Origin of the sequence: Pseudooceanicola aquaeponti (genome assembly GCF_050897975.1) — a bacterium.
Lineage (GTDB): Bacteria > Pseudomonadota > Alphaproteobacteria > Rhodobacterales > Rhodobacteraceae > Pseudooceanicola.
On sequence record NZ_JBPAXY010000007.1, the window covers coordinates 105504 to 118485 of the forward strand.

General features: G+C 70.3%; 10 protein-coding genes. 9 read left to right on the plus strand and 1 reads right to left on the minus strand.

Annotated elements, in window-relative coordinates; translation table 11 throughout:
- Positions 1-21: 21 nt before the first annotated feature.
- The 4 genes from ACRARE_RS17710 to ACRARE_RS17725 are packed head-to-tail and all read left to right on the plus strand — an operon-like array spanning position 22 to position 6817.
- Positions 22-1068: an AAA family ATPase gene (locus ACRARE_RS17710; protein ID WP_432657794.1), complete on the plus strand. Its 1047-nt coding sequence runs from the start codon at positions 22-24 to the stop codon at positions 1066-1068.
- Entirely contained in the window at positions 1065-1940 is an 876-nt protein-coding gene (locus ACRARE_RS17715) for a DUF58 domain-containing protein (protein WP_432657795.1), read from the plus strand. Before ACRARE_RS17710 ends, ACRARE_RS17715 begins: the two co-directional genes overlap by 4 nt.
- The gene (locus ACRARE_RS17720) at positions 1940-4762 is read left to right on the plus strand and encodes a DUF4159 domain-containing protein (protein ID WP_432657796.1); all 2823 of its coding nucleotides are present in this window, start codon (positions 1940-1942) and stop codon (positions 4760-4762) included. Before ACRARE_RS17715 ends, ACRARE_RS17720 begins: the two co-directional genes overlap by 1 nt.
- A 3-nt stretch (positions 4763-4765) precedes the next feature.
- Positions 4766-6817: a hypothetical protein gene (locus ACRARE_RS17725; RefSeq protein ID WP_432657797.1), complete on the plus strand. Its 2052-nt coding sequence runs from the start codon at positions 4766-4768 to the stop codon at positions 6815-6817.
- A 52-nt stretch (positions 6818-6869) separates the two neighbouring features.
- On the opposite strand, the gene ACRARE_RS17730 is transcribed toward ACRARE_RS17725, so the two are convergent.
- Complete coding sequence (locus tag ACRARE_RS17730; RefSeq protein ID WP_432657798.1) at positions 6870-7826, minus strand: asparaginase; 957 nt, start codon at positions 7824-7826, stop codon at positions 6870-6872.
- A 271-nt stretch (positions 7827-8097) separates the two neighbouring features.
- On the opposite strand from ACRARE_RS17730, the gene ACRARE_RS17735 reads away from it, so the two are divergent.
- The 5 genes from ACRARE_RS17735 to ACRARE_RS17755 all read left to right on the plus strand — a co-directional run bounded on the left by ACRARE_RS17735 (position 8098) and on the right by ACRARE_RS17755 (position 12926).
- The gene (locus ACRARE_RS17735; protein ID WP_432657799.1) at positions 8098-8979 is read left to right on the plus strand and encodes a polysaccharide deacetylase family protein; all 882 of its coding nucleotides are present in this window, start codon (positions 8098-8100) and stop codon (positions 8977-8979) included.
- Positions 8979-9326 (plus strand): hypothetical protein, encoded by a 348-nt coding sequence (locus ACRARE_RS17740; RefSeq protein WP_432657800.1) that lies wholly within the window; start codon positions 8979-8981, stop codon positions 9324-9326. Before ACRARE_RS17735 ends, ACRARE_RS17740 begins: the two co-directional genes overlap by 1 nt.
- Entirely contained in the window at positions 9323-10312 is a 990-nt protein-coding gene (locus ACRARE_RS17745; RefSeq protein WP_432657801.1) for a CobW family GTP-binding protein, read from the plus strand. The genes ACRARE_RS17740 and ACRARE_RS17745 overlap by 4 nt, the downstream gene beginning before the upstream one ends.
- 279 nt (positions 10313-10591) lie before the next feature.
- Positions 10592-11557, plus strand: a complete 966-nt coding sequence (locus ACRARE_RS17750; protein ID WP_432657802.1) for an AraC-like ligand-binding domain-containing protein — start codon at positions 10592-10594, stop codon at positions 11555-11557.
- 25 nt (positions 11558-11582) lie between these two features.
- Positions 11583-12926 (plus strand): 8-oxoguanine deaminase, encoded by a 1344-nt coding sequence (locus tag ACRARE_RS17755; RefSeq protein ID WP_432657803.1) that lies wholly within the window; start codon positions 11583-11585, stop codon positions 12924-12926.
- Positions 12927-12982: the final 56 nt, after the last annotated feature.

Below are 12982 nucleotides of genomic sequence, written 5' to 3' on the forward strand. Positions count from 1 at the left end.
AGTCTGCGCTGGAGGAATGTCATGGGTGAGACCGCCCCCGGAACGACCCAGGAAATCCCCGCCGAGGATCTGGTTGCCGCGATCGAGACGGTAGAGGCCAAGCTGGCGCAGGCCAAGGCCTCGATCACCCGGCGCTTTGTCGGCCAGGAACAGGTGGTCGATCTGACCCTGGCCTCGCTGCTGTGCGGCGGTCATGCCCTGCTGATCGGCCTGCCGGGCCTGGGCAAGACCCGGCTGGTGGAAACCCTGTCCACGGTGATGGGGCTGGACGGCAACCGCATCCAGTTCACCCCCGACCTGATGCCCGCCGACATCCTGGGCTCTGAGGTGCTGGAAACCGCCGGTGACGGCAGCCGCGCCTTCCGCTTCCTGCCCGGGCCGATCTTCTGCCAGCTGCTGATGGCGGATGAGATCAACCGCGCCTCGCCGCGCACCCAGTCGGCCCTGTTGCAGGCCATGCAAGAGAAACAGGTCACCGTCGCCGGAGAGGACCGCGCCCTGGGCCGCCCCTTCCACGTGCTGGCTACCCAGAACCCGATCGAGCAGGAAGGCACCTATCCCCTGCCCGAGGCGCAGCTGGACCGGTTCCTGGTGAAGATCGACGTGCGCTACCCCGACCGCGACACCGAACGCGCCATCCTGCTGTCCACCACCGGCGCGACCGAGGAAGCGGCCCATGCCGTTTTCACCGCGGAGGAGCTGATCGCGGCCCAGGCCCTGCTGCGCCGGATGCCCGTGGGCGAATCGATTGTCGAGAAGATCCTGGATCTGGTGCGCGCCTGCCGCCCCGACGATGCCACCGCCCCCGCCCGGGTGCGCGAGACCGTCTCCTGGGGCCCCGGCCCTCGCGCCGCCCAGGCGCTGATGATGACCGTGCGCGCGCGCGCCATGTTGCAGGGCCGCCTGGCGCCCGCGCCTGAGGATGTGCTGGCCATGGCCCAGCCGGTGCTGTCTCACCGCATGGGGTTGAACTTTGCCGCCCGGGCCCGGGGCGACGACCTCGACAGCCTGATCGCCGAGATCGCCGCCGATGTCATGGGCGCCGAAGGGGCCGGGGCCGCGGCGTGAGGACACCGGCCGCCCTTCGCCACCGCGCCGAGGAGGAAGCCGCCCGGCTGCCGCCCCTGCTGGCGCGGGCCGAACAGTTGGCGGGCACCGTCCTGCTGGGGGAACACGGCCGCCGCCGTGCCGGTCTGGGCGATGATTTCTGGCAATACCGCCCGGTACAGCCGGGCGACCCGCGCCGGATGATCGACTGGCGCCGCTCGGCCCGGTCCGACGACCGTTTCGTGCGCGAACGCGAATGGCAGATCGCGCAAAGCGTGATGCTCTGGGTCGATCAGTCGGCCGCGATGTCCTTCACCTCGGATCCGAAGGTCCTGCCCGAGAAGGGCGACCGCGCCCGCGACATCGCCCTGGCCACCGCCATCCTGCTGATCCGGGGCGGCGAACGCGTCGGCCTGACCGGCAGCCTGCTGCCGCCGCGCCGGGGCCAGAACCAGGTGCTGCGCCTGGCCGAGTTCTTTTCGCGCCCCTCGGGCGAGGATTTCGGCGTGCCCGAACATCGCGCCATGCTGCCCAATGCCCGCGCCCTTTTCGTCAGCGATTTCCTCGGCCCCGTGGACGAGGTGACCACCGCCCTGACCAAGGCCGCCGACCGCGGCGTGCGCGGGGTGCTGTTGCAGGTGCTGGACCCGGTGGAAGAGGCCTTCCCCTTTCACGGGCGCACGATCTTTGAAAGCATGGGCGGCAGCCTGGCCCATGAAACGCTGAAGGCCTCGGATCTGAAAGACCGCTACCTGGCCCGCCTGGCAGAGCGGAAGGCCCATCTGGCCGCGCTTTGCGCCGCCACCGGCTGGCAATATGGCCAGCATCACACCTCTGCCTCGGCCCAAAGCGCGCTGCTTTGGGTCTGGCAGGCGCTGGATCGGGGGGTGTGATGCTGGGTCCTGTCGGATTTACCGCCCCCTGGCTGTTGCTGGCGCTTCTGGCGCTGCCGCTTCTGTGGCTGATCCTGCGCGCGGTGCCGCCCGCCCCGGTGCGGCGGCGCTTTCCGGGTGTGGCGCTGCTGCTGGGGCTGACGGACGACGAAAGCGTCAGCGACCGCACCCCCTGGTGGCTGCTGCTGCTTCGGATGTTGGCGGTGGCCGCCGTGATCCTGGGCCTCGCCGGTCCGGTGCTGAACCCCGAAGAGCGCGCGGCAGAGGGCGGCACGGGGCCGCTTCTGCTGCTTCTGGATGGCAGCTGGGCCAGCGCCGCCGACTGGCCGCGCCAGGCCGAGGCCGCCCAGACCCTGCTGGAAGAGGCGGCGCGCGAGGGCCGCCCCGCCGCCGTGATCCGCCTGACCACGCCCGAGCCGCCGGTGTTCCAGACGCCGGAAACCTGGGTGACCCGCCTGCCGGGCCTGGCCCCCGAACCCTGGGAGCCGCGCGCCCCCGAGGAGGAGGGCATGGCCCGAACGATCGAGGCCCTTGCCGGGCTGGAGGCGGGCACCGAAACCGTCTGGATTTCCGACGGGCTTGACCGGCCGGGGCGCACCGAGCTGCTGGCGGCGGTCGAGGCGCGGGGCCCGGTGCGGGTGCTGGAAACCGGCGGCGACGTTCTGGCCCTGCGCCCGCCCGCCTTTGCCGACGGGGCCGTGCAGCTGACCGCGATCCGCGCCGCCCGCGATCTGGACCGTGCCCAAACCGTCACCGTCCAGGCCCATGGCCGCGACCCGGCGGGGGTGATGCGCGTGCTGGAGCAGGCCGAGATGACCTTTGATCCGGGCGCGGCCCTGGCCCGCACCGAAATGGCCCTGCCCGCCGAGATCCGCGCGCGGCTGACCCATTTCGCCCTGGCCGGCACCCGCTCTGCCGGGGCCGTGGCCCTGACCGATGACGGGCTGCGCCGCCGCGAGGTGGCCCTGATCGCCGGGCGCGACGACCGCGAGGCGCTGGAGCTGCTGTCGCCGCTGCACTACCTGCAACGGGCGCTGGAAACCAACGCCGACCTGCTGCATGGCGCCCTGACCGAGGTGCTGCCCGCCAACCCCGACGTGGTGGTGCTGGCCGATGTGGCTACCCTCTCGGATGGCGAGGCCGAGGCCCTGCGCGCCTGGGTCGAGGGCGGCGGGATGCTGTTGCGTTTCGCCGGGCCGCGCCTGGCCGCCAGCGATGTCAGCCGCGCCGAGGAAGACCCGCTGATGCCCGTCCGCCTGCGCGCCGGCGGGCGCAGCCTGGGCGGCGCCATGTCCTGGGGCGACCCCAAGACCCTGGCCCCCTTCGACGAGGACAGCCCCTTTGCGGGCCTGCCGGTGCCCGCCGATGTCACCGTCACCTCGCAGGTGATGGCCCAGCCCGACCCCTCGCTGGCGGCCCGGGTCATCGCGCGGCTCAGCGACGGCACGCCGCTGGTCACCCGCAAGGCGATTGGCCAGGGGCAGGTGGTGCTGTTCCATGTCACCGCCAATGCCGAATGGTCCAGCCTGCCCCTGTCGGGCCTCTTCGTGGGGATGTTGGAGCGGCTGTCGGTGTCGTCGGTCAACACCCGCCCCGCGCCGGAAGAGATCGCGGGCAGCACCTGGGCGCCCGAGCGGGTGATGGATGCCTTCGGCACGATCTCGAACGCGGGCACCCTGCCGGGGGTCGACGGGGCCGATCTGATCGCCGCGCCCCTGGGCCCGCGCCTGCAACCGGGCCTTTACCGCAGCGAGGATCGCGCCATCGCCCGCAACGTGCTGGGAACTGAGACCGCCATCGCGCCGATGCGCTGGCCCGCCCGGGTGGCGGTCCAGGGGCTGGTGGCCCCCGCCGAACGCCCCCTGGGCGGCTACCTTCTGGCCCTGGCTCTGCTGCTGCTGATGGCCGACATCCTGGCCTCGCTGGCGCTGTCGGGCCGGTTGCGCGGCGCCCGTGCTGCGGGCTCTGCCGCCCTGCTGGCCCTGGCCCTGCTGCTGCCCGCCGCGCCGCAGGGCGCCCGCGCCCAGAGCGCGGGTCAGACCTCTGGTCAGGCCGCGCAAGAGGCCGAGGATTTCGCCCTGGCCGCCACCGCCGAGACCGTCCTGGCCCATGTGCTGACCGGCAATGCCCGGCTGGACGATCTGGCCCAGGCCGGGCTGCGCGGCCTGTCGGACACGCTCTATTTCCGAACCTCTGTGGAACCGGCGCCGCCCATGGGGGTGGATCTGGAAACCGATGAGCTGTCGCTCTTTCCCTTCCTCTACTGGCCCGTCACGGCGGATCAGCCGATCCCCTCGGACGCGGCCTATGCCAAGCTGAATCGCTATCTGCGCAGCGGCGGCATGATCCTGTTTGACACGCGCGACGCCAATGTCGCGGGCTTCGGCGCCGCCACCCCAGAGGGGCGCCGGTTGCAGGAACTGGCCCGGCCGCTGGACATCCCGGCGCTGGAACAGATGCCCGCCGACCATGTGCTGACCCGCACCTTCTATCTGCTTCAGGATTTCCCCGGCCGCTATGTGGGCGCCCCCGTCTGGGTCGAGGCGGCCCCGGCGGATGCCGAGCAGATCGAGGGGATGCCCTTCCGCAATCTCAACGACGGGGTCACCCCGGTGGTGATCGGCGGCAACGACTGGGCGGCGGCCTGGGCGGTGGACGAAGACGGCATGCCGCTGTTGCCCGTGGGCGCGGGCATGGGGGGCGAGCGCCAGCGCGAGATCGCCTATCGCTTCGGCGTGAACCTGGTGATGCATGTGCTGACCGGCAACTACAAATCCGACCAGGTCCATGTGCCGGCCCTGCTCGACCGGCTGGGGAACTGAGGCATGAGCGGACAGATCCTCTTTGACCCGCTGCTGCCCTGGTCCGTGCTGATCGCGCTGGCCGTGCTGACCCTGGTCGCGCTGGCTCTGGCGCTGTGGCGCGGGCTGGCGGGCTGGGCCTGGCGTGGCGCCGCAGCCCTGGTGGTGCTGGCCGCGCTGGCGGGCCCGGCCCTGCGCCAGGAAGACCGCAGCCCCCTGTCGGATATCGTGCTGCTGGTCGAAGACCGCTCGGCCTCGCAGCGCCTGGGCGACCGCGCGGCGCAGACGGAAGAGGCCGCCGAAACCCTGGCCGCCCGCATCTCTGCCCGCCCCAATACCGAGCTGCGCCGGATCGAGGTCGGCGATGGCGAGGGCGACAGCGGCACCCTGCTGCTGACCGCCCTGGGCGAGGCCCTGGCCGAGGAACCGCGCGGGCGGATCGCCGGGGTGATCCTGCTGTCCGATGGCCGGGTGCATGACCTGGACCAGCTGCCGGGCCTGCCCGCGCCGATGCATCTGCTGCTGTCGGGCACGCCCCAGGACTGGGACCGGCGCCTTGTGGTCAGCAATGCGCCGGCCTTCGGCATCCTGGGCGAAGAGGTGCTGCTGACCCTGCGGATCGAGGATGACGGCGCCGTGCCCGCGGAGATGGGCGAGGTGGCCGAGCTGGCAATCTCGGTCGATGGCGGCCCGGCAGAGCGCTACGGGCTGCGCGTCGGCGAGGATGTGGAAATTCCCGTGGTCCTGCCACATGGGGGCCGCAACGTGATCCGCTTCACCACGCCGGAACAGGCGGGCGAGCTGACCGATCGCAACAATTCCGCCATCGTGCAGATGAACGGCGTGCGCGACCGCCTGTCGGTCCTTCTGGTCTCGGGCGAGCCGCACCCGGGCGGGCGCACCTGGCGTAACCTGCTGAAATCCGACAGTTCCGTCGACCTGGTGCATTTCACCATCCTGCGCCCGCCGTCGAAACAGGACGGGGTGCCGGTGTCGGAACTGTCGCTGATCGCCTTCCCCACGCGCGAGCTGTTCATGGAGAAGATCGAGGATTTCGACCTGATCATCTTCGACCGCTACAAGCGGCGCGGCATCCTGCCCGCGCTCTACCTCGACAATATCCGCAACTATGTGGAAACCGGCGGCGCGGTGCTGATCGCCGCCGGGCCCGATTTCGCCTCGGCCGAATCGCTTTACCGCTCGCCCCTGGCGCAGGTGCTGCCGGGCCGACCCACGGCGCGGGTGATGGAACAGGGCTATCGTCCCGCCGTCACCGATCTGGGCCACCGCCACCCGGTCACCGCCGGGCTGGAAGAGGCCTGGGACGGCGACTGGGGCCGCTGGATGCGCCAGGTCGAGCTGACGCCAGAGCGCGGCCAGGTGGTGATGTCGGGGGCCGAGGACCGGCCCCTGCTGATCCTCGACCGGGTGGGCGAGGGGCGCGTGGCGCAGCTGGCTTCGGATCAGCCCTGGCTGTGGAATCGCGGCTTCGAGGGGGGCGGGCCGCAGCTGGAGCTGCTGCGCCGCCTGGCCCATTGGATGATGAAGGAACCCGAGCTGGAAGAAGAGGCCCTGACCGCCGAGGCCCAGGGCCAGCGCATGGTGATCACCCGCCGCTCTCTGTCCGATCGCGTGGGCGGCGTGACCGTCACCGCGCCCGATGGCACCGAGACCGAACTGGCGCTGGAAGAGGTCTCGCCCGGGCGCTTCCAGGCGCTGTTTGATGGGCCCGAGATCGGGCTTTATCGGCTGGCCTCGGGGGATCTGTCGGCGGTGATCGGCCTGGGCCCCGCTGCGCCGCGCGAGTTCGAGGAAACCATCGCCAGCGACGCGGTCCTGGCCGAGGCGGTGGCGGCGACGCGCGGCGGCGTGCGCAATCTGTCCGACGGTCTGCCGGGGCTGCGCGACGTGCGTCCCGGGCGCCCGGCGGCGGGGCGCGGCTGGATCGGCCTGACCCCGCGCGAGGCCTATGAGACCCGCTCGGTCCGCCAGATCCCGCTTTTGCCGCCCTGGCTGGTGCTGCTGCTGACGGCGGGGCTGATCCTGGCCGGCTGGCTGCGCGAAGGGCGCCTCTAGGGGCCTGCGACCCGCGGCCCGAAGGGAGCGGGGAGCGCCCCCGAAAGCCCCGTCAGACCCCGGCGGCGATCCGGCAGGCCAGCCACAGCCGCGCCTTGCGCGCGCTCAGCTCATCACAGGGCAGAACCCCAAGGGCGGTGATCTCGGCCATGCAGCCGGGATAGTCGTAATCCGGCCCCAGCCGTCCCGACAGGGTCGAGGAGGTGACGGCCATCGGCACGCCCGCATCGCGCAGCGCGGCGATCTCGGGCATCCAATCGGGCGGCACCTGGCCGCGCCCCAGCCCGTCCAGCACCAGCCCCTGCGCCCCGCTGTCCACGGCGGCGCGCATGAGCCGCGGCGAGGCCTCCATCGCGGCGGGCAGGATGTCGACCCGGGGCAGGGGGGCGGTGAGGCCCGGGAATCGATCCGGCAGGCGGGCCGGGCGGCGCATGTCGACGAAGGCGCCATCCACCAGCCCAAGCGCTCCATGCCCGGGCGAATCGAACCCGCGCAGCCGGTGCGAGCTGACCTTGCGCACATGCAGCGCCTCGTGCACCTCCTGGTCGAAGACCAGCAGCGCGCCCGCGCCGCGCGCCGCAGGGTGTGCGGCCACGGTGATGGCATCGCGGATGTTGGGCCCGGCGTCGGACCCCAGGGCATAGGGCACCCGCTGCGCACCGGTCAGCACCAGGCCCGCGCCCGGCAGATCGCAGATCATGTCCAGCAGGAAGGCGCTGTCCTCCAGCGTGTCGGTGCCCTGCGAGACCACCACGCCCGCAGCCCCCGCGGCCACCGCCCGCTGCGCCGCATCGCGCACCGCGAAAAGATCGGCGAAGGTCAGCGCGTTCGAGGCCTTCTGCGCCAGGGTCTCGACCGTCAGCGCGACGGGGGTGTCGAGGCCAAGCGCCTCGATCAGCGCCTCGCCGGTCATGGCGCCCGCCCGCGCCCGCCCGCTGTCGCTGCGGATCGAGGCGATGGTGCCGCCAAGGGCGATCAGGGTGATCTTGGGTTGGGGGGCGTCGGTCATCGGGGGCCTCGCTGCGGGTGATCCAGCCCTTTCGATAGCCTGCCTGCCCCCTCTTGCCCAGAGGCCCGCGGGGCGGGCGCCATGGCGGGGGCTGCGCAAAAGCAGGGCCGCCCGGGGGGCCAGGGGGGGCGCGCCTGCCTGCGAAACCGGCAAGGTCCGGGGCAAAGGTGCCACGGCTGCGGAAAGACTTGGCGCGCGGTGCCCGCCCGCTCGACAGCGCGCGCGGGGCGGTGTCGCCTGGGCCCAAGGACGCGACAGGAGGGGCAATCCCATGGCAAAGAAAGAGATTCTGGTCGGTTTCGGCGTGGATGTGGACGCGGTGGCGGGCTGGCTCGGCTCCTACGGGGGCGAGGACAGCCCCGACGACATCTCGCGGGGGATGTTCGCGGGCGAAGTGGGTGTGCCGCGCCTGCTGAAGCTGTTTGAGCGCTACAACCTGACCACCACCTGGTTCATGCCCGGCCATTCGATCGAGACCTTCCCCGAGCAGATGAAGGCCGTCGCCGAGGCGGGCCACGAGGTGGGGGTGCATGGCTACAGCCACGAAAACCCCATCGCCATGACCCGCGAGCAGGAAGAGGCGGTGCTGGACCACTGTATCGAGCTGATCACCAGGCTGACCGGCAAGCCACCCCGGGGCTATGTCGCCCCCTGGTGGGAATTTTCCAACGTCACCAACGAGCTGCTGCTGGAACGGGGGATCTTCTACGACCACTCACTGATGCATGACGACCACACCCCCTACCGGGTGCGCGTCGGCGACAGCTGGACCAAGATCGACTACACCGCCCGCGCACAGGACTGGATGAAACCTCTTGTGCGGGGCGAGGAAACCGACCTGATCGAGATCCCCGCCAGCTGGTATCTGGATGACCTGCCGCCGATGATGTTCATCAAGGGCAGCCCCAATTCGCATGGCTTCGTCAATCCGCGCGACATCGAACAGCTGTGGCGCGACCAGTTCGACTGGGTTTACCGCGAGATGGACTATGCGATCTTCCCGATCACCATTCACCCCGACGTCTCGGGTCGGCCCCAGGTGCTGATGATGCTGGAACGGCTGATCCGCCATTTCCAGGGGCACGAGGGCGTGCGTTTCGTCACCATGGAAGAGATGGCCGAGGATTACGACCGTCGCTTCCCCCGCGCCTGATGTGCGCGCTGTGCGGTATCCTGGGCGGCGATGACCACTGGTCGGACGCCGTGCCGCGCGCGGGCGTCTATACCCGCCGCGACGGCCCCCAGGCGCGGCGGGCCGAGGCGGCGCGGCGCGCCAAGGTGCTGAACGCCCTGCTGCGGCCCATGGGGCTGAAGTTCCGCGACTGGCAGGGCGAATACATCCTGGAAACCTTCACCGGCAAATCCGAGGTGCTGAACGCCATCGCCCATGTCTGGGACGAGGGCGGGCAGCTGTCGGGGCGCGATCTGGATCCGCTGGATCCCCTCTGGCTGGCCCGGATCGAGGCCGCCGCCCAGGATGCCGAGGGCGCCGCGCGATGATCCCCGTCATCGTGCTGACCGGCCAGCTGGGGGCGGGCAAGACCACTCTGTTGCAACGGCTGCTGGCCAGCCCGGCAATGGCGGGCACCGCCGTTCTGGTCAACGAGTTCGGCGAGATCGGCCTGGATCACGAGTTGCTGACCCCGCTGGAGGGCGAGGTGACGCTGCTGCGCTCGGGCTGCATCTGCTGCACCGTGCGCGATGACATCGCGGGCGCCATCCGCGACCTGATCGACCGCGCCGCGCGCGGGCAGATCCCGGCGCTGGCGCGGATCGTGATCGAGACCACGGGCCTGGCCGATCCCTTTCCGGTGCTCTCTACCCTTTCGGCCGATCCGGTGCTGCGCAGCCAGGTCGCGCCCGGTGGCGTGATCACCGTGGTCGATGCGATCAACGGCCCCGGGGCGCTTTTCGACGATCACGGCATGGCCCGCCGCCAGGTCGCCGCCGCCGATGTCATCGCCCTGGCGAAACGCGACCTGTCCGGCCCCGAGACGACGAAACGCACCCTGGACCGGCTGCACCGGCTGAACCCCGTCGCGCAGCTCAGCTTTGCCGATGCGCCGCTGCACCGGCTGTTGCCGCAGGGCCCGCGCGACTGGCCCGCGCCCCCGCCCGACAGCGTGGTGCCGATCACCGGTCACCATCATCACGAGCTGGACGGGATCCGCACCCTGACGATCGCGCGCCCCGGGGCGATCAACTGGACGGCCTTTGGCCTGTGGCTGACCGCGCTGCTGCAACGCCACGGCGACCGCATCCACCGTGTGAAAGGCGTGCTGGAGGTCGAGCAGGGCGGCCCGCCGGTGCTGGTCAACGGGGTGGGCTATCTGGTGCATCCGCCGCAGCACCTGGCGGCCTGGCCCGAGGGGGTGCCCCATACCCGGCTGGTCTTCATCTTCGAAGGGCTGGACCCGGATCTGATCCGCCGGTCCTTCGAGGCCTTCGACCGGCTGGGCCATGCGGTGGCGCCGCTGCCGGGCTGAGTCGCCCGCCGCGCCCCTGCCCGCGCGGGTTGCCTGTCCGTGCCCGGCGACTTGTCTCTGCGTGCGGATCTTCGGCGCCTGTCCCGCCCGGCGGACCGGCCCAGAGGGCCGCAACCGGCCCCGCACCGCCCGAAAAGCCGCGCAAATGACCAATCCTTTCGCAAATTCCGGCCCTGACCCAGCGTTCAACGGGGCGATTTCTTGCACGGAGGGGCAAGCGCTGGCGACAACGGAAGACAGGCGGGCATGGCCCGGTCGACACCAGAAGGACACAGGCAGATGCAGACAGAGGCGACAGGTTGGCAGAGGTTTTCCACCACCGCCGTGCCGCGCGGCGAGCGGCTGGCCTTCTGGCAGGACAGTTCCAACGCGCTCTTCCCCTCGACCCATGTGACCGGCTCGCCGGACGAGGAATTCTTCGGCTCTGTCTCCTGGATGCAGTTCGGCGAGGTGGTGCTGGCCGATTTCGTCTCGACCGCCATGGAGGTGGCCCGTGCCGAGGAACATATCGCGCGCAATGATGCCTGGTACGAGGTCTGCCTTCAGGTCGAGGGCGATTGCGAGCTGACCCAGGGGGGCCGCACCGTCACCGTGCGCCCGCGCGAGATGGTGCTGTACGACAGCCAGCAACCCTACCGCATGGTCTTCAAGGGGCCCTATCGGCAAATCGCGCTGAAACTGCCGCGCCGCCTGTTGCAGGATCGGGTGCCTTGCCTGGATACGCTGATCGTGCGGCAGATCTCGGGCCAGTCCCTGCCGGGGCGCTTCCTGTTCGATTTCATCCTGACCATGTGCGAGGTGAAGGGCGAAAGCGCGCGCGACAGCCTGATTTCGCGGCTGGAAAGCCATGTGGTGGACCTGCTGGCCACCGCCCTTTCGGAGATCGCCCAGGATCAGCCCCTGTCGGCCAACCGCCAGGCGCAGCTGGCCCGGGTGAAGGCGCATATCCTGGCCCATCTGGACGAACCGAGCCTCTGCCCGGCCGAGATTGCCCGCTCGCAGGCGATCTCGCTGCGATCCCTTTACGAGCTTTTCGAGGGCGAAGACCTGCAAGTGTCGAAATGGATCAAGGCGCAGCGGCTGGAGCGGATCCGCAAGGATCTGGGCGACAGCTTGCTCAGCGCCTGGCCGATCACCACCATCGCCCTGCGCCGGGGGTTCAAGGATTTCTCGCACTTCTCCCGCGCCTTCCGGGCGCAATACGGGATCTCGCCGCGCGCCTACCGCAAGTCGCGGCTTAGTTAACCTACCGACATCAAGGACAGAAGAGATGCGTCTGTGGATCAAGACCCCCCTTGCCATCATGGCCGAGGGCGCAGGCGGTGGCCTGGTTATCGAAAACGGCCGGATCGCCGAACTGGTGCCCACCGGGGGCCAGCCCGCCCGGCCGGTGGACGAGGTGCAGGACGCCTCGCGCCATGTGATCATCCCCGGGCTGGTGAACACCCATCACCATTTCTTCCAGACCCTGACCCGCGCCCACCCCGAGGCGATCAACAAAGAGCTGTTCCCCTGGTTGCAGACGCTTTACCCGCTTTGGGGCAAGCATCTGAACCGCGACACCTTCCGCATCGCCGTGCGCCTGGCCCTGGTCGAGCTGCTGATGTCGGGCTGCACCACCGCGTCCGACCACCTGTTCGTCTTTGCCGAGGACATGGCCGATGCGGTGGACATCGAGGCCGAAGAGGCCCAGGCCCTGGGGATGCGCATCGGGTTGACCCGCGGCGCGCTGGACATGGGGACCAAGTCGGGCGGCATCGCCGATGAGCGGCTGATCCAGGATTACGACGACATGCTGGCCGATTGCGAACGCGTCCTGGGCCGCTATCACGACCCCAGCGAGGGCAGCATGTCCACTGTGGCCCTGGCCCCCTGCGCGCCCTTCAACGTCACCCGCAAGATGATGATCGACACCGCCGAACTGGCCGAGAAACACGATTGCCGTCTGCACACCCACCTGGGCGAAACCCATGACGAGGATGCCTTCTGCCTGGAAAAATACGGGATGCGCCCGCTGGATTACCTAGAGGATGTGGGTTGGATGTCGTCGCGGGTCTGGATGGCCCATGGCATCCATTTCAACGACGACGAGATCGCCCGCATCGGCAAATGCGGCATGGGGGTCTGTCACTGCCCGACCTCCAACATGGTCCTGGCCTCGGGCCAGTGCCGCACCAAGGAGTTGGAGGCGGCAGGCGCCGTGGTGGGGCTGGGCGTCGACGGTTCGGCCTCGAACGACAATTCCAACCTGATGGAATCGGTGCGCCATGCGCTGATGCTGGGGCGGCTGACCTATGGCGCCGCCGAGGTCACCCATCTGGACGCGCTTGGCTGGGCCACCGAAGGATCGGCGAAACTGCTGGGGCGGACCGATATCGGGGTGATCGCACCGGGCAAACAGGCGGATCTGGCCATGTACACCCTGGACGAGCTGCGCTTTTCCGGTGCCGGTGATCCGCTGGCGGCGCTGGTCCTGTGCGGCGCCCATCAGGCCGACCGGGTGATGATCGCGGGCCGCTGGCGGGTGGTCGACGGCCAGCCCCTGGGGGTCGATCTGGCCGCCCTGCGCCGCGCCCATGGCGCCGCCGCCGCCCGCTTTGTCGAGAGCCTTTGACCCCGGGCGCGGCCCTGGGCGCGGCCCGAAACACGGCGCGGCAAAAGGTGCGCATT